The organism is Caballeronia sp. GAFFF2, from assembly GCF_023631485.1.
Taxonomy (GTDB): Bacteria; Pseudomonadota; Gammaproteobacteria; order Burkholderiales; family Burkholderiaceae; genus Caballeronia.
Genome location: NZ_JALQDA010000030.1, coordinates 71,050 through 93,864, shown reverse-complemented (window position 1 = coordinate 93,864; position 22,815 = coordinate 71,050). Strand labels below are relative to the sequence as shown.

23 protein-coding genes and 1 pseudogene are annotated in these 22,815 nt (G+C 62.5%); 9 read left to right on the top strand and 15 right to left on the bottom strand.

Features of this window, described 5'->3' with window-relative positions; genetic code table 11:
- Window positions 1–4 precede the first annotated feature (4 nt).
- The 4 genes from NCT04_RS22645 to NCT04_RS22630 are packed head-to-tail and all read left to right on the top strand — an operon-like array spanning window position 5 to window position 3,804.
- Entirely contained in the window at window positions 5–1,009 is a 1,005-nt protein-coding gene (locus NCT04_RS22645; protein ID WP_250467810.1) for an aliphatic sulfonate ABC transporter substrate-binding protein, read from the top strand.
- Window positions 1,010–1,032: 23 nt separating this feature from the next.
- The gene (locus NCT04_RS22640) at window positions 1,033–1,848 is read left to right on the top strand and encodes an ABC transporter permease (RefSeq protein ID WP_250467809.1); all 816 of its coding nucleotides are present in this window, start codon (window positions 1,033–1,035) and stop codon (window positions 1,846–1,848) included.
- A gap of 3 nt (window positions 1,849–1,851) precedes the next feature.
- Window positions 1,852–2,568: an ABC transporter ATP-binding protein gene (locus NCT04_RS22635; protein WP_250467808.1), complete on the top strand. Its 717-nt coding sequence runs from the start codon at window positions 1,852–1,854 to the stop codon at window positions 2,566–2,568.
- 39 nt (window positions 2,569–2,607) lie between these two features.
- Entirely contained in the window at window positions 2,608–3,804 is a 1,197-nt protein-coding gene (locus tag NCT04_RS22630; protein WP_250467807.1) for an acyl-CoA dehydrogenase family protein, read from the top strand.
- 23 nt (window positions 3,805–3,827) lie between these two features.
- Here NCT04_RS22630 and NCT04_RS22625 read toward each other — a convergent pair whose 3' ends face one another.
- The 7 genes from NCT04_RS22625 to NCT04_RS22595 are packed head-to-tail and all read right to left on the bottom strand — an operon-like array spanning window position 3,828 to window position 11,689.
- Entirely contained in the window at window positions 3,828–5,126 is a 1,299-nt protein-coding gene (locus tag NCT04_RS22625) for an NtaA/DmoA family FMN-dependent monooxygenase (RefSeq protein ID WP_250467806.1), read from the bottom strand.
- A gap of 15 nt (window positions 5,127–5,141) precedes the next feature.
- On the bottom strand, window positions 5,142–6,371 hold the full coding sequence (locus NCT04_RS22620) for an acyl-CoA dehydrogenase family protein (protein WP_250467805.1): 1,230 nt from the start codon (window positions 6,369–6,371) through the stop codon (window positions 5,142–5,144).
- 10 nt (window positions 6,372–6,381) lie between these two features.
- Window positions 6,382–7,749: an LLM class flavin-dependent oxidoreductase gene (locus NCT04_RS22615; RefSeq protein ID WP_250467804.1), complete on the bottom strand. Its 1,368-nt coding sequence runs from the start codon at window positions 7,747–7,749 to the stop codon at window positions 6,382–6,384.
- On the bottom strand, window positions 7,746–8,825 hold the full coding sequence (locus tag NCT04_RS22610; RefSeq protein ID WP_250467803.1) for an ABC transporter substrate-binding protein: 1,080 nt from the start codon (window positions 8,823–8,825) through the stop codon (window positions 7,746–7,748). Before NCT04_RS22610 ends, NCT04_RS22615 begins: the two co-directional genes overlap by 4 nt.
- Window positions 8,826–8,856: 31 nt before the next feature.
- The gene (locus NCT04_RS22605) at window positions 8,857–9,711 is read right to left on the bottom strand and encodes an ABC transporter permease (protein WP_250467802.1); all 855 of its coding nucleotides are present in this window, start codon (window positions 9,709–9,711) and stop codon (window positions 8,857–8,859) included.
- Window positions 9,708–10,613: an ABC transporter permease gene (locus tag NCT04_RS22600; RefSeq protein WP_250467801.1), complete on the bottom strand. Its 906-nt coding sequence runs from the start codon at window positions 10,611–10,613 to the stop codon at window positions 9,708–9,710. Before NCT04_RS22600 ends, NCT04_RS22605 begins: the two co-directional genes overlap by 4 nt.
- Entirely contained in the window at window positions 10,610–11,689 is a 1,080-nt protein-coding gene (locus NCT04_RS22595; protein ID WP_250467800.1) for an ABC transporter ATP-binding protein, read from the bottom strand. The genes NCT04_RS22600 and NCT04_RS22595 overlap by 4 nt, the downstream gene beginning before the upstream one ends.
- 225 nt (window positions 11,690–11,914) lie before the next feature.
- Here NCT04_RS22595 and NCT04_RS22590 point away from each other — a divergent pair, with 225 nt between their 5' ends.
- Window positions 11,915–12,796, top strand: coding sequence for an alpha/beta hydrolase family protein (locus tag NCT04_RS22590; protein WP_250467799.1), 882 nt, complete (start codon window positions 11,915–11,917; stop codon window positions 12,794–12,796).
- 1 nt (window position 12,797) lies between these two features.
- On the opposite strand, the pseudogene NCT04_RS22585 reads toward NCT04_RS22590, so the two are convergent.
- A pseudogene (locus NCT04_RS22585) lies at window positions 12,798–13,487 on the bottom strand (GNAT family N-acetyltransferase); the annotation flags it as partial.
- A gap of 149 nt (window positions 13,488–13,636) precedes the next feature.
- Here NCT04_RS22585 and NCT04_RS22580 point away from each other — a divergent pair.
- From NCT04_RS22580 to NCT04_RS22570, 3 genes are all read left to right on the top strand, one after another.
- Window positions 13,637–13,816 carry a CsbD family protein gene (locus NCT04_RS22580; protein WP_244831087.1) on the top strand — a complete coding sequence of 60 codons (180 nt, stop codon included), beginning with the start codon at window positions 13,637–13,639 and terminating at the stop codon, window positions 13,814–13,816.
- Between the two features lie 155 nt (window positions 13,817–13,971).
- Entirely contained in the window at window positions 13,972–14,439 is a 468-nt protein-coding gene (locus NCT04_RS22575; RefSeq protein WP_250467797.1) for a zinc-finger-containing protein, read from the top strand.
- A gap of 42 nt (window positions 14,440–14,481) precedes the next feature.
- Entirely contained in the window at window positions 14,482–14,952 is a 471-nt protein-coding gene (locus NCT04_RS22570; protein ID WP_250467796.1) for a hypothetical protein, read from the top strand.
- Window positions 14,953–14,954: 2 nt separating this feature from the next.
- On the opposite strand, the gene NCT04_RS22565 is transcribed toward NCT04_RS22570, so the two are convergent.
- From NCT04_RS22565 to NCT04_RS22545, 5 genes are all read right to left on the bottom strand, one after another.
- The gene (locus NCT04_RS22565) at window positions 14,955–16,202 is read right to left on the bottom strand and encodes an enolase C-terminal domain-like protein (RefSeq protein ID WP_250467795.1); all 1,248 of its coding nucleotides are present in this window, start codon (window positions 16,200–16,202) and stop codon (window positions 14,955–14,957) included.
- A gap of 4 nt (window positions 16,203–16,206) precedes the next feature.
- On the bottom strand, window positions 16,207–17,514 hold the full coding sequence (locus NCT04_RS22560) for an MFS transporter (protein WP_244831083.1): 1,308 nt from the start codon (window positions 17,512–17,514) through the stop codon (window positions 16,207–16,209).
- 27 nt (window positions 17,515–17,541) lie between these two features.
- Entirely contained in the window at window positions 17,542–18,309 is a 768-nt protein-coding gene (locus NCT04_RS22555) for an SDR family oxidoreductase (RefSeq protein ID WP_244831082.1), read from the bottom strand.
- Window positions 18,310–18,346: 37 nt separating this feature from the next.
- Window positions 18,347–19,066, bottom strand: a complete 720-nt coding sequence (locus NCT04_RS22550) for a FadR/GntR family transcriptional regulator (protein WP_244831081.1) — start codon at window positions 19,064–19,066, stop codon at window positions 18,347–18,349.
- 878 nt (window positions 19,067–19,944) lie between these two features.
- The gene (locus NCT04_RS22545) at window positions 19,945–20,445 is read right to left on the bottom strand and encodes a hypothetical protein (protein ID WP_250467794.1); all 501 of its coding nucleotides are present in this window, start codon (window positions 20,443–20,445) and stop codon (window positions 19,945–19,947) included.
- A gap of 4 nt (window positions 20,446–20,449) precedes the next feature.
- Between NCT04_RS22545 and NCT04_RS22540 the strand changes: the two genes are divergently transcribed.
- Window positions 20,450–21,376, top strand: a complete 927-nt coding sequence (locus NCT04_RS22540; RefSeq protein ID WP_250467793.1) for a glycosyl hydrolase — start codon at window positions 20,450–20,452, stop codon at window positions 21,374–21,376.
- Window positions 21,377–21,391: 15 nt separating this feature from the next.
- Here the strand turns inward: NCT04_RS22540 and NCT04_RS22535 are convergent, their stop codons facing one another.
- Window positions 21,392–22,156 carry an SDR family NAD(P)-dependent oxidoreductase gene (locus NCT04_RS22535; protein WP_250467792.1) on the bottom strand — a complete coding sequence of 255 codons (765 nt, stop codon included), beginning with the start codon at window positions 22,154–22,156 and terminating at the stop codon, window positions 21,392–21,394.
- A gap of 17 nt (window positions 22,157–22,173) precedes the next feature.
- Complete coding sequence (locus tag NCT04_RS22530; RefSeq protein ID WP_244831078.1) at window positions 22,174–22,815, bottom strand: ANTAR domain-containing response regulator; 642 nt, start codon at window positions 22,813–22,815, stop codon at window positions 22,174–22,176.

Below are 22,815 nucleotides of genomic sequence, written 5' to 3'. Positions count from 1 at the left end.
CCACGTGACCGACCAATCGACCAACACCGTTTCAACCAACGACACTCCCGGCTCTTCGACTCGCCGCAAGCTGATTATCGGCGGCCTCGCCAAGGCGGCGGGCTTCATGATCGGCACGTCCGCGCGCGCGGCTCCGGTGCTGCGCGTGGGCGACATGAATTCCATCGGCTGGAAAGCCTTCCTCGAAGCCTCCGGCGAAGCGAAGAATCTGCCGTACGAAATCGAGTGGAGCAAGTTTCCCGCAGGCCAGCCGGAATTGCAGGCCTTCAACGCCGACGCACTCGATGTCGGTCAGACCGGCGACAGCGTGTTCCTCTTTGCATATGCGGCGGGTTGCCCGGCGCGCGCGGTCAGCGCGATTACCTTCGCGCCGAGCTTCATTCCGCTGCTCGCGCAACGCGACTCGGGCATCCGCAAGGTCGCGGACCTGAAGGGCAAGAAACTCGCGGTCAATGCAGGCGGCGGGCCGCAACTGATGGCTTACGGTCTCATCGAAAAGGCGGGGTTGAAGCGCGAAGACGTGAACCTCGTGTTCCTCGATCCCGGTGCCGCAAAGCCCGCATTTGCCGCCGGCGCCGTCGATGCGTGGCTCACCTGGGCGCCATATTCGACGCTTGCGATCCAGCAGAACGGCGCGTATCCCATCGCCGATCTGCGCGACGTCGACTATCTCTATAGCGGCAACAACTTTTTACTCGTGCATGAGAAAGCGGCGCGCGACAAGCGCGATGCGATCCGCGACTTCCTCGCTCGCAGCGAGCGCGCGCAACGTTGGGCGCTCGCCAATGTCGATGCGGCCGCCGCCGCGCTCGTGAAGGACACGCACCTCGATCCCGCCACCGCGAAGTCCTTGCTCGCCGAGTACAAGCCGACGCCCGCGCCGCTCGATTCCAACGTGCGCAACGCGCTCCAGCACGCCGCTGACGGTTTCTATCGCTACGGCATGATCAAGCAGTCGATCGGCAACGTGAGCACGGCCTTCGACGGCCAGCTCGCGACGCGGGCATGAACACTTTCCGAAGGAGTCGTCTCATGTCGCATCCAACACTTGCCGTCGAAGGCCAAGCCGCGCCCGCGCCGCGACGCGCCGCCGGATTGCGCTGGCGGCGGCTCGTCGTGCCGGTGGCGTTGTTGTCGGCATGGCAACTGGCGTCGTCAACCGGGTTCGTCAACGAACGGCGCTTCTCGTCGCCCGCGCAGATTGCCACGACGCTCTGGGAACTCGCGGCCAGCGGCGAACTCGGCACGCATCTGCTCGCGTCGCTGGCGCGCGCGGGAAGCGGGCTTGCCATCGGCCTCACGCTCGGTGTCGCGCTTGCGCTCGTTAGCGGTCTCTCGCGCCGTGGCGAGGATTCCGTCGATGCCCTTTTGCAAATGACGCGCACCTTGCCGCATCTGGCGCTCGTGCCGCTGTTCATCCTGTGGTTCGGTATCGGCGAGACACCGAAGATCGCGCTCGTCGCGCTGGGCTGTCTGATACCGGTCTACCTCAATCTGTTCGCGGGTATCCGCAGCGTCGATGCCAAGATCGTCGAGATGGCGAGCACGCTCGGCCTCACACGTGCCGAGCAGATTCGCCATATCGTGCTGCCGGGCGCATTGCCTTCGTTTCTCGTCGGCTTGCGCTATTCGCTGAGCATTGCGTGGCTCTCGCTCGTGGTGGGCGAGCAGATCAACGCGTCGAGCGGGATCGGCTATCTCGCCATCACGGCGCAGAACTACATGCGCACCGACATCATCATGGCGTGCCTCCTGATCTATGCACTGCTCGGACTCGTCACCGATGCCCTGGTGCGCGGCGCCGAAAAACGTCTGCTTGCATGGCGGCCATCCACGATCAAGGACTGAGCGATGACCACACGCGATCCTATCATCCGTATCCGGCAACTGACGCGGCGCTTCGGCGCGCACACCGTACTCGACCGGCTCGATCTCGACATCGAACGCGGCTCTTTCGTGGCGTTGCTCGGCCGTTCGGGTTCGGGGAAGTCCACCTTGTTGCGCACGCTGTCGGGCCTCGATGAAGCACCCGCCGGCACGGTCGACGTGCCGGACAAGCGCGCGGTCGTGTTTCAGGAGCCGCGTCTCGTACCGTGGAAAACCGTCGAGGAAAATCTTGCGCTCGGTTTGCGCAAGCCCGACGCGCGCGCCGTGATCGCCGCGGCACTCAACGAAGTGGGCGTCGGGCATCGGCTGCATGCATGGCCGCTGACGCTGTCGGGCGGCGAAGCGCAACGCGTGGCGCTCGCGCGTGCGTTGGTCCGCGATCCGAAAGTCTGGCTACTCGACGAACCGTTCGCCGCGCTCGATGCCCTCACGCGCATCCAGATGCAGCGGCTCATTGCGCACGTGTGGAAAGCGCATGAGGCGACGGTGCTGCTCGTCACGCATGACGTCGATGAAGCGCTGCTGCTCGCCGACCGCGTGCTCGTCCTGGAGCATGGCCGCATTGGCAGCGATATCGACATCGCGTTGCCGCGCCCGCGCGTGTCCACCGATCCCGCGTTTGCGGCGCTACGCGACCGCTTGCTCGCGACGCTCGGCGTGCCCGCCGAAGCGCACGCGTAATCCGACATCTTTCCCTCTCATCGTTCAAGGAAGATCAACGTGACCAACACCGCACCATCTGCACTCGATGTCCGCGACTTGCGCGCGCTTTTGCCCTGGGTCGCCGATCAGGAAGCGCAACCCGGCCGCGACACGGCCGCCTTCAAGGCCACGATGCAGCGCCTTAAAAACGCGCGCATCGGCGCATTGCGTTTGCCGCGCGAACGTGGCGGCGCCGCGTTGACGCTCACGCAGTTATTCGACTTCGTGATCGATCTTGCAGCAGCCGATCCGAATGTCGCGCACGCGTTCCGCAACCATCTGAATCTGGTGGAGAGCCTGCTGATCGACCATAAACGCCTCCCCGCATTCGATACCTATCTCGACCGCGTCGCGCGTGGCGAGACTTATGGCGCATCGGCGACGGAACTCGGCAAGCGCAACGTAGGCAACTTCGATTACGACACAGCGGTCACTTCCGGCCCTGACGGCCTGCGTCTGAACGGCAAGAAGTTCTACAGCACGGGCAACCTGTATGCGGACCACATCTACGTCTTTGCAGTCGATGAGGCCGGCAAGCAGATCAAGGTCGTCGTGCCCGCCACGCGCGAAGGCGTGGATATAGCGGACGATTGGGACGGCTTCGGTCAGCAGTTCACGGCAAGCGGCTCGACCAACTACACGAACGTGAAGGTGTTGCCCGACGAGATCGTCGATAACAGCCGCGTCACCGCGCTGCCGTATGTCGCGACCTTCGCGCAGTTGTATCTCTCGGCGGTGGTGGCGGGCATTTTGCAGCGCGTTGTTTCCGATGCCGCGCACTTGCTGAAGTCGCGCGAACGCAATTTCTATCACGGTGTCGATGAAGTACCCGCCAACGACCCGCTTCTGCAAGCAGTGCTCGGCCGCATCGAAAGCGTGGCGCATCTGGCGCATGTGAGTGTGCTTGAAGCGGCGCAATGGCTCGAACGCGGCTTCGACAGCGCCGCATCGGGCGATGTCTCCTCGCATGCGTTCGAGCGCGCCGCCAACAGCACGGCGAAGTCGAAAGTGGTGATCGACGAACTCGCCTTGCGCGCAGCGGGAGAACTGTTCGAACTCGGTGGCGCTTCGAGCACGCGCGTGAGCCAGCGGCTCGACCGGCATTGGCGCGCGTTGCGTACGGTGACGGCCCACAATCCGCTCATCTTCAAGGCGCTTGCAATCGGCAGGCAGGCGGCGCATGGCACGCCGCTGCCCAATCTCTCCTACTTCTGAATCATGCTCGCGTGCCGTGCAAGTCAACCCGCCTTCACGCGTTCGCGCAACGTCGCATGTTCATACGACGCGGGCCGCAAGCCGCGTCGCCGCAATTCGGGGACCACGAGATCGACGAACTCGTCCATGCAGGCAGGCAACGCGTGCGTGATGCAGATAAAGCCATCGCCGCCGCCTTCATCGAGCAAGGTCTGCAACTGATCCGCGACTTCCGACGCCGTACCCACGACATGCGGTCCCTGTCCCGCAGCGAAATGACGCGCGATCTCGCCGAGCGGCGTATTCGGCGCGAAGTCTTCGGTGATGGTGGAAAGATGCCCGCGAATGCCGCTCGTTTCGCCGATATCGGGAAACGGCGCGTTGGCGTCGAAGCGCGAGAGGTCGGTGTTGAGAAACGCGGACAACATGGTGAGGCCCGCTTCGACCGTCACGTTGTCGCGAATGGCCTTCTGCTTCTGCAAGGCTTCTTCGCGAGTCTGCCCGACGATAGGCACGATACCCCACAGAATGCGCACATCGCCCGCGCTACGTCCGGCTTTCGAGGCTTCGCCCTGCACCTTGTCGACGAACTCGCGCATGCCGCGCGCCGAATGCCGCAAGCCGAACACGAGTTCCGCATGCCGTCCCGCGAATGCCGCGCCCGCGCTCGATGAACCCGCCTGCGCAATCAACGGCCTGCCCTGCGGCGAGCGCGGCACCGTGAAGCGCCCCTGGCTCGCGAAGAAGTCGCCGTGAAAGTCGATCCTCGCGACTTTCGATGGATCGGCGAACACGCCCGACGCGCGGTCCGCGACGATCGCGTCCGGCTCCCAGCTATCCCATAGCGTCTGGCACAGCTTGAGATACTCCTCCGCGCGCCGATACCGCGTGTCGTGTTCATCGAGCTTCTGCCCGAACTGACGTGCTTCGGGTTCGCCCGCCGTGGTCACGAGATTCCACCCCACGCGCCCTTCGGTCAGATGATCGAGCGTCGCGAACTGCCGCGCGACCCAGTACGGCGGCAGAAACGCGGTACTCAGCGTCGTGATGATGCCAACCGACTGCGTCACACGCGCCATGATCGGAATGAGCGGCAGCGGGTCATGTCGCGGACATTGCACGGCCCAGCGCAAGGTGTCGTCACTGTCGCCGCGATACGTCTCGTAGATCGAATACGAATCCGACAAGAAGATGGTGTCGATGCCGCCACGCTCCGCCGTGCGCGCAACGTGCTCCCAATACGCCGGACGGTCGTAGCGCAAGCCCTGGAACGAGCGCGGCAGACGCCATTGCCCGACCGTGTGCGGCGAAGCCGAATGCGACAGAAAGAATGCAAGCAGCACGATACGTGTCCTTGTTTAGCGCGTGGAAACGTTCGGACGCTCGACGCCGAGCACGTGTCGCGCAACCACGCCTTTTTGCTTGTCGACCGAATCGTGCAGCGTCAGCGTGCGCGCGTTGCGCCAGTGCCTGTCCGCCGCGGCGCGCCTCGTAGCCGAACGCGCGCCGCCGATCTGAAAGAGCCGCGAACCCGCTTCAATGGAACTGCCGCTCGCATGCACCTTCGCCTGATAAACGGCGACCAGCACCTCGGCAATATCCGCTTCGCCGCGCGTGAAGGCGTCCATCGAACGGGCTGCTTCGTTGATCAGCGCGCGGCTCGCACTCAGCGCGATGCGGATATCGGCGACATGCGCCTGAATCGCGGGCTCCTCGGCGGCGCGTGCGTAACCGTTGGTCGGCTTCTGCACGTGATTCACGAAGTGCAAGGTATCGTCGAGCGCCGCTTCGCCGATGCCCGCGAGAATCGCCGCAAAGCCGAGTTGATAGAGCGGCGCGAAGATAGCCGCAGCAGGCACGCTGGCCGGATTGCCCGCAACCCAGCGGCCATCGATCACGCTTTCGTTCACGACGAGCCGACCGCTCGATGTGGCCCGCTGACCGATGCCGTCCCACGTATCGAGCACGTTCACCGCTTCGTGACTGCGCGGCAGCAGCACGAGAACGGACTCGGGCGGACGGCCTTCGTCATCGGTCACGGTCGCGCACTGGAAGAGCGCGTAAGTGCAGCCGACCGAGCCTGTCGCGAAGGCTTTTTCCGCCTTGACGCGCCAGCGGCCGTCGTCGAGACGCTCGGCATACGACTTGAGGTTCGTGCGCTTGTTGTCGTACGTGAAGCGCTCGTCGGGTTCGGCGGCGGTGAAGCAGAAGGTCGCGCCATCGTCGCGCACGGCGGCGGCGAGTTCATCCACAAGTGCGGAATCGGCCAGCAATTCCAGCGTGAAAAGCGCGCCTGTCTGCACCGTATAGAGCTGCGCGGTGTTGCTGCACGCGCGCGCGATCGATGTCACCGCATCGAAGAAATGCGTGAAGCTCGTGCCGCGTCCGAAGCCCGCTCCGCCGCGTTCCAGCGACAGACCGGCTGCGAGCAGACCCGCATCGTGCAAGGTGCGGATGTTGTCGTAGGGAAACGTCGCGGCTTCGTCGGTTTGCGCACTGCGTTGCTTGAGCACCGGCGTGGCTTCGGCAAGTCCACGATGCAGGCGTGCGATGGCATCGGAGAAAATGGTTCGATCGATCTGGTTCATGTCGGCTGGCTCAAAGGTCGCGATATTGCGCGCCCGGATGCGTCGCTCGCAGATGAGGTCCGCGCCCGGCAAAGAGCTTCTCGCGCAGCGTGCCCTCGGCATACTCGGTGCGATAACGCCCGCGATTCTGCAGTTCCGGCACGACGAGATCCACGAACGCATGCAGGCTTTCGGGCATCACGAGACGCCGCAGATTGAAGCCATCGACGCCGGTTTCATCTATCCATGCAATCAATTGATCCGCCACCTCGCGCGGATCGCCGACGATGAACGGCCCGCGTCCGCCGATCTGATCGAAGCGGCTCATGCCGCGCGGCGTGATGGGCCGGCCTGCACGCTTCGTGAGATTCTCGACGGTCGACTGCAGCGCGTTGCTCTTCACATAGCGAATCGGTTCGTCCAGATCCAGTTCCCCGAAGTCGATGCCGGTCCAGCCCGACACCAGCGCGAGTTGTCCCAACGTATCGACGTATTCGGCATACTCGGCCTGCAATTCGCGCGCTTCCTTCGACGTGCGCGCAACCACGACGGTCGCGCCAAGATAAAGCAGCACATCGTCGGCAGCGCGGCCTGCATCGACTGCATGCTGGCGGATGTCGCGCGCCGCCGCCGCGACGATGGCAGGCGTCTGTCCTTCGAGAAACACGCATTCCGCATGCTTGCCCGCGAACGCCTTGCCGCGTCCCGACGCACCGGCCTGATACAACACCGGCGTGCGCTGCGGCGAAGGCTCGGTGAGATTGAAGCCATCGACACGGTAATACGGGCCTTCATGCTTCACGCGCCGCACGCGCGACGGGTCGGTATAAGGATGTCCCGCACGCTTGTCGCGCACCGCCGCGCCTTCGGCCCAGCTTCCTTCCCACAGCTTGTAGACGGCTTCGAGGAAGTCCTCGCCGGCCGCGTATCGCTCGTCGTGCTCGCGCGCTTTCGCGAGACCCATGCCACGCGCCGCGCTTTCCAGATAACCCGTCACGACGTTCCAGCCCGCACGGCCGCTCGTCAGATGATCGAGCGTGGAAAAGCGCCGCGCGAACTGATACGGATGCTCGTAGGTGAGGTTCGCCGTCACGCCGAAGCCGATGTGCTTCGTCGCATAAGCCATGGCGGGCACGGTCAGCAACGGATCGTGCGAGGGCGCTTGCGCAGCCGCGAAGAGCGTGGCGTCGGTGCCGCCGCCGTAGACATCGTAGATGCCGAAGACATCGGCGAGAAACACGCCGTCGAAGAGACCGCGCTCGGCCGTCTGCGCGAGTTCTACCCAGTAGCCGAGCGTGTTGTGTTCGAGCGAGCGGTCGCGCGGATGCCGCCAGAAGCCCGCCCACGAATGCGCGGGTGCGTTCATGTGGAACGCGTTGAAGTGGATGTGCTGGGTCATTTTCTGGAGACGATGGTCCGGTTCCACGAGTCCTGCGCGCGATCGAACGCGCCCCAGAACTTGTTCCAGTCCGGGTGATATAGCGCCTGGGCTTGCTCCGGCTTGTAGATGAGCTTGGCCGCGAGTTGCGGGTCGGCTTCGATCACGGGCGCAAGCAGGCGGTTGGTCGGGCCGTAGTAGAAGTCCGTTGCGTTGCCGAGCTGATAAAGCGCGCCGTAGATCTCGTTCAGGAACTGCGCCGCGAGTTCGGGATGCGGCGTGCCCTTGACGATATCCGCCGTCGATGCGAACGCGATGGAGCCTTCCGTCGGACGCACCGCGCGCGCGGGCTTGTAGGCATCCTGAAGCGCGTAGGCACGGCCATCGGCAATGACGGTAAGCCAGATATCGCCGGACTTGATGAGTTGCTCCGCCTGTTGCGAGGTCTGCCAGAACGTGCGCGCATTGATCTTCGCAATCTCCGCAACGGCCTTGTCGAGATTGCCTTCATCGCCGCCATTCAGACGCGACGTTTCGATCAGCAGCGCGCGGCCCGCGCCATTGGCGAGATCGGGCAACGCAACGTGACCCGCGAGCTTCGGGTTCCACAAGTCCTTCCACGATGAGGGCGCGGGAATGCCTGCTTGCTGAAACTTGTCCGCGTTGTAGACGAAGATCGCCGAGACGAAATCGAAGTCAGGCGCATAGCCCTGCGCGTTCTTCGCGAGATCGAGCGCGAAATTCACGTTCGGCACTTTCGCCGGATCGAGCTTTTGCAGCACGCCTGCCTTGATGGCTTGCGCGCGCACGTCGCCGTCGAGCAGCACGACGTCATAGGGCACGTTGCGGCCGTTCGCGGCGACGAGCTTGGCGACGTGATCGATCGACGCGCCATCGATGAATTGCACCTTCACGCCCGTTTTATTGGTGAAGATGTCGCCCGCGTATTTGATCTGCGTCTGCGTGGACTTGCCGCCCCACGACGACACGCGCAGCACGATGTCTTTGGGGTCTGCGCTCTGCGCATGCGCGAGCCCGGCAACGAGGGATGCGGTCAGTGCGAAGAGCCCGAGCGCGAGCCTGGCGATAACTTTCAAGAATGGCCTCGTGAGGAAAGAAGGAGAAGGCTCAACGCCGCGAAAAGAGACGTTCGAGACGGAAGAAACGATTGAGCAGCAACGCGAGCGCGGCCCAGAACGCAACGATCAGCGTGGACAGCGCGGTAACCGCGTTATCGAACTCCACTTCCATCGCGTTGAAGAGTTTGACGGGCAAGGTCGGACGGCTCGGGTCGCCCACGAACCATGCGACCACCACGTCGTCGAACGAAAGCACGAAGGCGAACAGCATTCCCGCGATCACGCCGGGCAAAACGAGTGGCACGGTCACGCGCCAAAACACTTGCCAAGGCGTGGCGCCAAGGTTCTGCGCGGCTTCATCGAGCGCATTGTCGTAGTGCGCGAAGCTCGCGACCACCGAGCGCACGACGAGCGGCAAGGTGAACACGGCCTGCATCAGCACGATGGCCGCGCTCGTTCCGTTGAGTCCGATGTCGTGCCAGTCGGCGGCGAGCATGAAGAACTTGAAGCCCGCCACCGCAATGACGATAGTCGGCACGCCCAGCGGCGCAACGCATAGCGCATTCACGATGCCGCGCCCCGCATAACGTCCGCGCACGATCGACAACGAAAGCGGCACACCGACGAGCGTGGCGAGCGCGGTCGTCGCCGTGCCCAGCGCGACGCTGTAGCGAAGCGCAGCGTAATAGTCCGGCGAGATCGAGCGATACCAGTGGAGCGTCCAGTCGCTCGGCGGAAACGCGAGCGCGCCGCTCTTCGAAAACGAAGCACTGACGATGCCGATAAACGGCAGCAGCAAAAACACGGGCACCGCGAAGGTCGCGATACGCAGCAGCCATTTCAACGCGCTCGATGCGGCATCGCGATGCCAGACGACGGCCGACGTACTCGCTTGGGTACTCATGTCCGCGCTCCGCTCATGCGCACGGCAAGCAGCATCGATGCGAGCGCGCCGATCATCGTCAGGATGGCCGCGGTCGAGCCGACCGTGTAGTTCAGCACGCCGTGCATCTGCTGATCGATGTAGAGCGCCATGAACATCACCCGATGCCCGCCGAGAATGCCCGGCGTGACGAGCGCGCTGATCGCGGCCATGAAGACCATCGACGCGCCCGCCGCCAGTCCCGGCCGGCACAGCGGCAAGACCACGTGCACGAACGCCAGAAAAGGCGTCGCGCCGAGATTGATGGCGGCTTCCTCGAGCGCGGGATCGATCTTGCGGATGGCGCTCGTCAGCATCAGCACCATGAAGGGAAACTCCACGTGCACCATGCCGATGAGCGCGCCGGTGTAGTTGAAGATCCACTGCACGGGTTCCTTCACCACACCGGAACCCAGCAAGAGCGTATTGAGCATGCCGTGTTCGGTAAGCACCGGAATCCAGCCGAGATTGCGGATCACGGCGCTGATGAGCAACGGCAACACCGTCACGAACAAAAGCGGCGTGCGCCAGCGCGAACGCGTGCGCGCAAGGTAATAGCTGAACGGAAAGCCGAACACCGCGCAGATGATCGCCGTCAATGCGCCGAAGACGAGCGTGTCGAGCAGGATCTGGAGGTAGTACGCATCAGAGAGAAAGCGCGCGTAGTTGGAAAGCGTCCATGTGTCGTCGACACGGCCCATCGAGCCGCCGCCGTGCAGCGACAAGATCAGCAGATAGCCAATAGGCGCGACGAAGAACACGCCAAGAAACGCCAGTCCCGGCAAGGCGAGCGCGCCGTAGGCGGCGCCCCTGCGCTTCGTCGCCGAAAGCGGCGCAGGCGTCGCGGCGAGATCGCCGCCTGTCAGCAAGGCATCGTTGCTCATGTGGCGGCCTCGTCGCGCAAGAGGACGGCATCGCCGTGGTGCCAGCCGAGCGTGACGGCATCGCCAGCGGCGGGTGCCGCGCGGCCCGACGTGCGCACGATGAGCGGCTCGCTTGCCTGCGTGCGGACTTCGAGATACCAGCCGTCGCCCGCATACGTGGCGAGTTCCACGCGGCCCTGCACGCGGTTCGGCAAACCCGTGCCGATCTGAATGCGCTCCGGCCGCAACGCGAGCAACAGCGGTTCGCCGGGCGCGGGCGCTGCGCCGCCGGCGAGATCGACATCGAATGGTTCGGCCGTCTGGCGGCTTTGCACGCGCAAGCGGCCATCGGCGCCGAGCGCGCCTGCCGTCACCGTGACGAGATTGATCTTGCCGATGAAACTCGCGACGTATCGATCCACCGGCCGGTCGTACAGTTCCTGCGGCGAGCCGATCTGACTGATACCGCCCTCCCGCATCACGACGATGCGATCCGAAAGACTCAGCGCCTCGCTCTGATCGTGCGTGACGAAGATGGTCGTGATACCCACTTCGCGCTGAATGCGCTTGATCTCCGCCTGCAATTCCTCGCGCAGTTTCTGATCGAGCGCGCCGAGCGGTTCGTCGAGCAACAGCACGCGCGGATTGATGACGAGCGCTCGTGCCAGCGCGACACGCTGCTTCTGCCCGCCCGATAGCTGGTCCGGGTAACGATCCGCATAACCCGAAAGGCGCACGCGGTCGAGCGCTTCGGTGGCGCGCCGTTTGATCTCCTTGCCCGGCAGCTTGCGCACGCGTAGACCGAAGGCGAGATTCTGCGCGACCGTCAGATGCGGAAACAGCGCGTACTGTTGAAACACCATGCCCGTATTGCGCCGATGAGCCGGAACCTGCGTCACATCCTCGCCGCCGATATGGACCGAGCCCGCATCCGGCGTGACGAAGCCCGCGACCATGCGGAGACACGTCGTCTTGCCGCATCCGCTCGGGCCGAGCAAGGTGAGGAATTCGCCGTCGCGCACGGAAAGCGAGACCGCATCGACGACCGGTGCGCCGTCGTAGCGCTTGATGACGCTATGCAATTGAACCGTTGCCATGGACGCTCTGAGATGCAGCGCGTGGCCGCGCCGGTTGAATGGAACGAGCACTGGAGAGACGCGTCGTCGCAGAGCAAAAAGAATAAGAGCCGGCATGCCGAGGCCAAACCAATTTTCCTGGCTTAGAAAAGTGACGGCGCGGTGATAAACGAATTCACCGATGGGTGATTAACTAAGGAGACGATCTGATACATTGCGCATCACCCAGACGCTCGAACTCCGCTCATGCGCCTTTCAGCCCTTGTGTTTGCCGCGCTTGCCGCCGTCTCCGTCGCGCGCGCGGACGAACCCGAAAGCCTCGCCGCCGATTTGCATGAAACCGTCGTGCAGGTTCCGATGATCGAGAAAGGCTTGTTCGGCGACTCGCGCCGTGAGCTGGTCGCGACGCTCTATCAGCCGGATGGCGCGGGGCCGTTTCCGCTCATCGTGCTGAGTCACGGCAGTCCGCCCGATCCGCTCAATCGCGTGAAGACCGGGCGTTTTCGGCTGATTCCGCAGATTCGTACTTTCGTGGAGATGGGTTTCGCCGTGATCGTGCCGATTCGCCGAGGCTATGGCGCGACGGGCGGCACGTATGCCGAGAGCACCGGCAAGTGCGCCACTGCCGACTACGAAGCATCCGGCAATGCAGCCGCACAGGACATTCTCGCGACCATCGCGTATGCGAAGACCCTGCCGCAAGTGGACGGCAACCGGATCGTGCTGGCGGGGCAATCTGCGGGCGGGTTTTCTTCGCTGGCGGCGGCGAGCTTCGATCCGCCCGGCGTGATAGCGGTGCTCAACTTCTCGGGCGGACGCGGCGGCGATCCGGCAAGGCATCCAACCGTGCCGTGCGCCCCGGACAACATGCTAAGAGCGATCACGCACTTCGCGGGCACCGTGCGCGTGCCGGTGCTTTGGCACTATGTCGAGAACGATCAGTACTTCGGCCCGGACTACACGCGAAGCTGGTTCAACGCATTCCAGCAAGCAGGCGGCAAAGGTCAGTTCGTGATGGAGCCGCCCTACGGTGAAAACGGTCACGGAATGTTCGCGTCTCGCGCGGCCATTCCGATCTGGCTGCCTTACGTGCGCAATTTTCTCGCGCCTGTCATTCAGATGCGTTGACTCTCAAGCCCGCAAGCGATGCGCATTGCTTGCCGTCGGCGTCGAAGTTGTCGTCGGCGAGCCAGCGTTCGAATGCGGCGCGCACCGTGGGCCAGTCTTTATCGATGATCGAATACCACGCGGTATCGCGGTTACGCCCCTTGTACACGATAGCTTGCCTGAAGATGCCTTCGAACTCGAAGCCTAATCGCAGCGCCGTCTTGCGCGATGGCGCGTTCAGGCTGTCGCATTTCCATTCGTAGCGCCGGTATTGCAGGGCTTCGAACACGTAGCGCATCAGCAGATACTGCGCTTCGGTCGAGATGCGCGTTTGCTTGAGCAGCGGCGAAAACGTCACGCTGCCCACTTCGATCACGCCATGAACCGGCTCGATGCGCATCAGCGCGAACGTCCCGACTGCCTTGCCGCTGGATTTATCGATGACGGCGTAGTGCATCGGATCGGCCGATGCCGCCGCTTGTGTCAAATACGTGCGGAACGCCGCAAACTCCTTGAACGGACCGGTGAACAGATAGGTCCAGTCGCTCGGCTCGCTGTACGCGTGGAAAAGATCCTGCGCATGTGCGTCGACATCGAGCGGCACGATCTTGCAGTGCGTGCCTTCGATGACGATTCGCGCGGGGCGCTCGCGCGTTTTCCAGTCGGTCACGGCATCGCCGATAGCTTGTTGGTACTCGTTGGTTCTTGCCATACGCCGGAAGTCTCCTCTTTCAGTTGAATTTGCAATGTAGTTTGGCACGAACGAAAAACGACCGATCGTTCGCAGGGCAGGCCCGTGTTTTGCGATATTGATATTCGTGGAGGCAAACCGTCCCACGCAACCATTCAAGGAGGTTCACCATGAACAAGGATCAAGTTAAGGGTACCGCCGAAAAGGTGAAGGGCAAGGCGAATGAGGCGGTCGGCAAGATGACTGGCGACACCGCCCAGCAAGTGAAGGGTCAGGTCCAGCAAGGCGCCGGCGAAGCTCGCAAGCAATACGGCGACGTCAAGGAAGAAGTGAAGAAGGACCAGCGCTAAGTCGCTAAATGCCTCCAGGAGTGAGCCTTGAGCCGCTCCCTGCAAGTCGAGGTTTGATGCCGGCACGAGAGCTTCGCGCTCACTTGCCGGCATCGTTTCATTTCGCAGTTTGCGTTTGCTATATTGGCCGCTTCCGTCCCTCGACTTATTCAACAATGCGAGTCGGCCGCCCGGTCAAACCTCTGCCTCATCCCAATTGCGACTATTGCGGCGCGCCCGCGACGCTTGTTCGCTCGGACGATGAAATCTACCCGTATCGCGACGATCACGGCCCGCTCTGGGTCTGTGCGCCTTGTCAGGCGTGGATCGGTGTTTTCCCGCGCAGCACGCGCCAGGTTCCGCTCGGGCGTCTGGCCGATGCCGCTTTACGCGATCTGAAGACAAAACTACACGCTGCCCTCGAACCGCTCGCCCAGGCAAAAGTGCGCCGCGACGCGTGCAATATTTTCGAAGCCCGTGCAAAGGGCCTGAAGTGGCTCGCGCAGCAAATCGGCGCCGATACGGTAAAACCGTCCATCCACTCGCTGGACGCGGCGCAGTGCGAGCGTGCCATTGCGATCCTCGAAGAATTTGCACGCACACGCCAAAACAACCCTTCAGAAAACGCGTGGGACGAACGTTAACGAGAGAAGTCAACCACGACGGCGCTTCTTTCGCTTATACGCATGTCACGCACCCTTCCTTTTCAGCGTTCGCCGCAGGCTTCGCGCGCGCGGCTGTCCAAAGCGCAACTGCTGCCGATTCCTCGCTCGGTAGCCAACGAACTCGCGTTGCAAGTGCATCTGTCATTGCAAGCGCTGCGTGCCGGCGCCACCGACATCGCACCCGCCCAGCAGATCACCGAAGCGATGCTGCTCGCGCGCTTCCTGTCCGAAGCGGGTCACGGCGACTTCTCCCACGACGCGCTGATGGCCGCGGACCGCATCATGGCCGAAGTATTCGACGGCGGCCGAGAATCCGGCACGTGGACCCTTGCGCCGGAAGCATTCGAGCAGATCGCGGCAATCGTCTCCTTGTACGATCATCAGTTGCAGCGCGCCACGCTCGCCGCCCTGACGACGGCAAGCGAGCGCCTCGACCGCTTCAAGGCTGGCGAAGCGTATCAACCGATGCAGCAACGCCGCGCCTTGAGTTAGCTTCAAGGCGTTTGCAGGCCGCCGTCCATGAGGCGCGTTTGCGTCCATACGGTAACGTCGGCCTCGCAGGGATATTTCGCGGCTTCCTTCTCGTCGATATCGACGCCCAAGCCTGGCTTGTCGTTCGCATGAACGTAGCCGTCGCGAAACTCCGGCAGGCCGGGGAACACATCGAGCAAGGCGGCACGCGGCCCTTTCAAATTCTGGATCACGAAATTGGGCGGTTCCGTGCCCGACCATTCCTGCACGCCAAAATTACGCGATGCCAGATCGATATGAATATTCGCCGCATGCGCGAGCGGCGACATATCGCCTGGACCGTGCCATGCCGTGCGCACGCCGAACTGCTCCGCGAAAATCTGCAGCTTGCGTCCCGCCGTGATGCCGCCTATCTGACTCAGATGCACGCGCACGAAATCGATCAACCGTTCAGTGATCAGAAAACGCCATTCATAAGGGTTGTTGAACAACTCGCCTTGCGCGAGCGGCGTCGTGGTCTTCGCGCGTAGCTGGCGCATCCATTCGCCTTCTTCCAGCGCGATCGCATCTTCGAGAAAGAAAAGTTCATACGGTTCCAGCTCGCGTGCGAAGCGAATTGCTTCCACTGGCTTCAGGCGCTCATGCACGTCGTGGCACAACGCGACATCGAAACCGATCTTGCTGCGAATTCCATCGAAAAGCTTCAGCGTATCGCGAATATATTTGCGGCTGTCGAGATAGATGCCATCGGGCGCGCCGCGCGGTGCGCTCTGCGGTGCCTTGCCAAAACCGCCGCCGCCATAACCACCGCTTTGACAGCGAATATGCGTGATGCCTTGCTCGCGATATCGCTGAATGTTCTCGCAGAGTTCGTTGAGATCGCGACCATCCGCATGACGATAGATCGGCACGCCTTCGCGCACCTTGCCACCGAAAAGCTGATAGAGCGGCATGTTCGCGAGCTTGCCCTTGATGTCCCACAAGGCCATGTCGATGCCGGAGATCGCGTTGTTCTCTATCGGCCCGTTACGCCAGTAAGCGTTTTGATGCATGAGCTGCCATTGCTCTTCGATAGCTTGCGCATCGCGCCCGATGAGCAGCGGCCGCAAATACTCTTCGATCAGACATTTGACCGCGAGATGCCGGTAGGCGAAGGTCGCGCAGCCGAGCCCATGGAGACCGTCCTGATTCGTCTCGACCTTCACGACGAGCAGATTGATGCCTTCCGGCGCGGTCAGTATGACTTTGACATCGGTGATGAGGATGGCCATGACGTTACTTCGCAAGAACGGAAGGCGTGGACTTGCCCGCGCCTCCCTTGGGCGTGGAACGTTCGCCGGTGGTGGCGGGCACGAGCATCATCAGCACGACCGAAGCGAAGAGCGCCGCAGCCATGAACACATACGATGCGGACGGACTGCCCGTCGCGCCATTCAGATAGCCGACGACCCACGAACCGCAGAACGCGCCGAGTGCGCCGCACGCATTGATGAGCCCGATCGCCCCGCCAAGCACGTTGCTCGGAATGAGTTCCGGCACGAGCGCGAAGAACGGTCCGTAGGGCGCGTACATGGTGCCACCCGCGATCACGAGCAAGCCGAACGAGAGCCAGAAGTTGGAGCTGCCGACGAGATAGGAGCCGACGAACGCGATCGTTCCGATTAGCAGCAGCGGCCACACGAAGAGCTTGCGATTACGCGTTTTGTCGGAGAGCCACGATGCCAGCAGCATCAGGATGATGGCCGCGAGATAAGGCACCGCCGCGAGCCAGCCGACCGACACGATGTCGATGGTCGAGGCCGCCTTCAGGATGGACGGCAACCACATGATGAAGCCGTACACGCCGATACTCCACAGCGCGTGGATAGCGCAGCACTTGAGCACGATGGACGACCGAAACGCCGACTTGTAATCGCGCACGGGTGCGATGTGCGCCTGTTCCGAGACGAGACGCGCTTGCAGTTCGGCTTTCTCGGCGTCGCTCATCCAGGTGACTTCGGAGGGACGGTCCTTCACCGTGAACCACCACACCACGGCCCATGCAATAGCCGGCACGCCTTCGATGATGAACATCTCGCGCCAGCCGAAGCTCTTCACGAGATAGCCCGAAACCACCGACATCCACAGCACCGTCACGGGGTTGCCGAGAATGAGGAACGTGTTCGCGCGCGAGCGTTCGGTGCGCGTGAACCAGCGGCTGATGTACATGAGCATGGAAGGCATCACCGCCGCCTCGACGATGCCGAGCACGAAGCGCAGCACCATCAGCATCGGGATATTGCTCACCATGCCCGTCAACGCGGCGCACACGCCCCAGAGCACGAGGCTGATGAAGATGAGTTTCTTGACGCTGTTCTTTTGCGCGTAGATCGCGCCGGGCACTTGAAACAAGCAGTATCCGAGAAAGAACAGCGAGCCGATGAGCGACGACGTCGCATGCGTGATGCCGAGATCGCGGTCGATGCCCGCCGCAGCCGCGAAGCCGTAATTCGCGCGATCCAGATACGCAAGACTGTATGTGATGAAGATGATGGGCATGAGATACCACCATCTTTGCGGTGCCACCGTTTTGACGCTATCCATGTTGTCTCCAAGATTCATGGTGATACTTCAAAGCACGGCGAGCCAACCGCCATCGACATAAATGATCTGGCCGTTCACATAGCTCGATGCAGGCGACGCGAGATACACCGCCGTGCCGACGAGTTCCTCGGGCTTGCCCCAGCGTTGCGACGGATTGCTCGCCTTGACCCATGCGTCGAACTGCACGTTATCGACGAGCGCCTGATTCATGTCGGTGAGGATGTAGCCAGGGCCGATTGCGTTCGCCTGAATATCGAACGCGGCCCATTCGGCGCTCATGGCGCGCGTGAGCATCTTCACGCCGCCCTTGGCCGCCGTATAAGGCGCGACGGTGGCGCGCGCGCCTTCGCTCGTCAGCGACCCGATGTTGATGACCTTGCCACCCTTGCCGCGCGCGATCATGCGCCGCGCCGCTTCCTTTGCGACGATGAACGCGCTCGTGAGATTGGTGTCGATCACGCGTTGCCAGTCCGCGAGCGCGAGTTCGACGAGCGGCTTGCGAAACTGGATGCCCGCGTTATTCACGAGGATATCGACCTCGACGCCTTCGGCGTCCCACGCCTCGAAGGCGGCGGCGACCGCGGTTTCATCGGTGACATCGAATGCACGGCCTTGCGCCGTGGCGCCCCGTTCGCGCAGACGGCGCACGGCTTCATCGACGGTATCGGCCCGCGTGCCGTTCACGATGATGCCCGCGCCCGCTTGCGCCAGGCCTTCCGCCAGCGCAAAGCCGATGCCGCGCGCCGATCCCGTTACGAGCGCGGTGCGGCCGCTCAAGTCGAACAACTGTGTCATGCGTAAGTCCTCGGTTGAATCGTTTCGCGTTGCAGGTTCAAAGCGGCTTGTCGTTGAGCGTGCGCGTCATCGCGGCGCGATCGTCGAAGTCCTTCTCCGCCCGCTCGATGAGCGTAAGCACCGCGCGCTCGGCGGCGGCGGTATCGCCCTGTTCGATTGCGACGCAGAGCGCTTCGTGCATCGGCAACGAACGCGCGGGACCGCCCGCGATCTCCGAGCTCAGTTCGAAACTCGTGCGCAGGATGGCCGACAGCGCGTTCTGCATCTGCTGGATGAACTGGTTATGGCAAGCGGTGAGAATCGCGCCGTGAAAAGCAAGGTCGGCGGGAACGTATTCGCCCTGGCCCGCGACAGCCCGCTCCATTGCCTTGAATGCGCGTCGAATGTCCTTGCGGTCCTGCGCGGTCGCCCGTTTCGCGGCGAGCTTCGCGGCATTCGGTTCAATGATGAGCCGCAACTCCATCAGGTCCTGAATGAGCGCGTCGTCGATTGCGCCTGCGCGTGCGCGCCACGTGATGACATCGGGATCGAAAAGCTGCCACTGTGCGCGCGGCAGCACGATGGTGCCGTGGCGGCGGCGCACCTGAAGCATGCCCTTCGCCGACAACGACTTCATCGTCTCGCGGATAGTGATGCGGCTCACCTGCATCTGCTCCGCGAGTTCGGTCTCGGCAGGCAGGATGTCGCCGGGCGCGAATTTGCCGGAGCAAATCTGCTCGCCCATCTCGTTGAGCACTTGACTATGCAAAGTCGGCATTTTTATGTCTCTAGATCATACGTATGATTTGGAAGGTAACAATCAAGTGGCCGTCAGAACAATGCGGGTTGTCCCTAGGATGGCGCCAGCGAAGGCCGGGGCGCCAGGATTCGGCGGTTAGTTGCGCAGCGTCGATCAGACGGCGGTATCTCGCTGGACTTGAGTGCCGCATATGCGCCGAACAGAAAGTCGAAAAGGCATCACCTTCACCGATTGAAAAGTGAGCACGCGCATTAAACTTTGTTCCGTGGTGCTGATCAACGCACCGCACTAAAGCGGACCCAGCGAGTGCTGAACACACGGCCTCACCTACCTACCTTGACCGAAGCGCAGCCAAGCAAGGTTCGCTTGAAGCAGTTGCAAACAGAAGTTGTCTGAAACCAACGCGTCATCTTTATCGCAACAAAGCGCAGCACGTTTTCCCGCTGTAGCCGTAATGCAGGCCTGAGCGCAATGGTCAGGAAGTGAGCAATGAGCAAGTGCAACGACGAAACCCCGTTCGGCCGATGGCCCAGCGGGGTTTGGTTTTTTTGGAGTTTGAAACCGGCGTGATGGACTTCGTTGTCATCGTTCCCTGAATGCCTAAAGTTCGCCACTGCCGCGCCGATAACGTACTTGTTGCAGCGATGCTTATAGGACGATCGGTCGTTCTTGCAACATCGGTTCAAGCGACTTTTCAAGCTTTTCTCAAACGCGAGCTTCGAGCAAACGATTGTCCGACGCTCGCCGCCCAGGGCCGCGCGTCGTTGAAGACGCAGGCTGACGTGATACCGCTTTAGTGGTCCAGCACCGATCTTCGTGTCGGACGGTTTCGTTCGTCCTCGGATTTGCGTTTATACGGATGACTAACTTCCGTCGCGTCTGGTCCGTGCGGATGATCACGCCTTCTTTAAGGGATTCTGTATCGTTATGACGACCGCGCCTCTTTTCTCTGCAACCCGTTTTACCGCGCCAAGCGCGATCAAGCTTGCAGCAGCGCTCGCCGCGAGCCTCGTTCTCGCGGCGTGTGGCGGCGGCGGTGGCGGAGGCGATGCAAAGGAAGCGTCGAGCACCTCGGCGGCAGGCACTAACTCGTCCGGCTCCGCAGCGACGACTCCAACCACGACCACGACCCAAAGCGGCGCTGCATCGGCTTCGGCCGCGACCACGACGACGACGACGGCATCCACGAGCGACACGACGTCGTCCGCGCATACGGTCAGCGGCAGCAACTCGACCAGCAGCAACGACACGACCGTCATCGCGCCCACGGCGCCCGCAGCGCCCGTAACGCCTATAACGCCCGTAACGCCCGTAACGCCCATTGTCCCGCCCGCTGCAAACAACCCTCCGGCGTCATCAGGCTCACCCGCTTCCGGCACGATCGTCACGCCCGTCACACCCGTGACCGTGCACTCGATCTTCTATGGCGCGAACGGCCACAACAACGAAGGCGGCGCCTACGACATATCGAGCCCCGCGCTGCAACTCTCGCAGTTGCAGGATCTAGGCGTGAAGATGTATCGCAACGAAGTGTTCAGCGCGTATGGTGCGACCAAGCTCGCCGGCATCGCAACGACGATGGCCGCAGGCGGCGTGACCGTTTACCCCGTCATGCTGATGGACCTGAACTACAGCAGCGAAGCCGATGCCTATAACGCGGCCTTCACGCTCGGTCAGCAGACGGCGGCCGCAAATCGCTATCCGTACTATGAAGTCAGCAACGAGCTCGAAGCGCTATGCCTCACCGGAAACGTGGACGGCATCTATCCGCAGCACTACGACAACGCGAAGTTTCAGATTGCACGCGGCGTGATCCGCGGCATGATCGCGGGCGTGAAGTCCGTCGATACGGCGGGCAAGATCGTCATGGGCGGCGGCGCGTGGATGCACTACGGCTTCGATCAGATGCTCGCCAACGGCACGCAACCCGACGGCACCACGAATCATCCCATTGTGAGCTGGGACATCACCGCATGGCACTGGTATTCGGATCAGGGCGACATCGTGAACGCTTGCGGCGGCACCGGATGCCACAACGTGCTCGCGGCGCTCGCGCAGTTCAATAAGCCCATCTGGATCAACGAATTCGGTGTGCGTCCGAGCTATGGCACGGACACGCAAACCGCGAACTATCTGGTCGGCAACCTTATGATGGCGGAGTTCGTGCTGCTCGCGAGGCAATACAACATCCAGTCCATCCAGACTTACGAGCTCTATGACGACCCGGTGGGCGGCGAAGGTCCCTACGGCCTGATGCAGAACGACGGCAGGACCATCAAGCCGAAGTACACGGCGTTCAAGAACTTCGTCGCCGCGAACCCGATGTAAGGGTCGCAGTGCCGCTCAAAGCTGCACGCCGCGAGTGAGCGCGCCATCGACGACGAAGTTGGCGCCGCTCACGAAACTCGCCGCCGGACTCGCGATGAACGCAACGGCATTCGCAATCTCCTGCGGCTTTGCCATGCGTCCTGTCGGGTTCAACGCGAGCGCCTTGGCGAAGAGCTCGGGATCGTTATGCTCGATCCAGTCCCACACGCCGCCTTCGAAGTACACATTGCCGGGCGACACCGTGTTCGCGCGAATGCCCTTCGCGGCAAGCTGATTCGCAAGCCCCTGCATGTAGTGAACGAGCGCCGCCTTGAAAACACCATACGGTCCCGCCGCGAAATCGATCTCGCGTCCCGACACGCTGGAAATGGCCACGATAGATGCAGCCGCGCTCTTTTCGAGGTAGGGCATGGCGGAATGGACGAGATGAACCGTGCCGAGCAAGTCGGTCTCGAACTCCTTGCGCCACGATTCGATGTCGTTGCCGATGGCGAGCGCGCTCACATTGGCGACGATGATATCGATACCGCCCCAGTCCTCTCCAACGCTTTGCACCCAGGTCTCGAGCGCCGCGCCGTCGGCGACATCGACGGCTGCGCCCAGCGAACGCGCGCCGCTCAGTTCCGCGAGCGCATCCGCCGTGCTTGCCACGCTTGCCGCATCGCGCGCACAGATGGCGACATCCGCGCCCTCCTTCGCCAGCGTCTGTGCAATGGCCAGGCCAATGCCCTTGGTCCCGCCCGTGACGATCGCTTTCAATCCCTTGAGTTGCAAGTCCATGTCCGTGGCTCCTGTGCCTAACTTTCCTCTCCGGGCGCGGCGCAGCGTTTGAGCTGCAGCACTTCGCCCGCTTGAATGACCGAGTGACAGATATCGTCGATAGTCACGCGCTTTTCCATCGCCTGCGCCCTGAGCATGTCGTAAGCCTGACTCTCGCTGATCTGATGCATGAGCATGAGGATGCTCTTCGCCTCGCTCAAATGCCGACTGTCGAGCAGCTTCTGTTCGAGCTTCGCAATACGCTGCGTATGTTGACGCGCGCGTCGTGCGTGATAGAGCGCCATGACGATGGCCGACAACAAGCCTGACGCGCGTATGGGCGTGGTGATGATGCCGTCCGATCCCATCTTGATGGCCTGATCGATAAACGTCGGGTTCTCGTAGCCGATGACGCAGATGAGCGGCGGCGCGTCGGGACCGAGCCATTCGTCCTGCGGCGCGCGTTCGTCGGGCCGCAACGCGCGAAACACGAGATCCACGTGATCGGGCAGCACATCCGTGGGCGGCCATACGCGTTCGACCTCGAAGCCAATGCGTCGCAAATGGCTCGTCAACGTGAGGCCGTCGTCATCGTCCGGATGCACGACGATCACGCGCGGACTGCGCTCCAGAATGGAGCCAGTCAAACTGCGCTGTCCTCTGTCGCCTCGCGTGCTCAC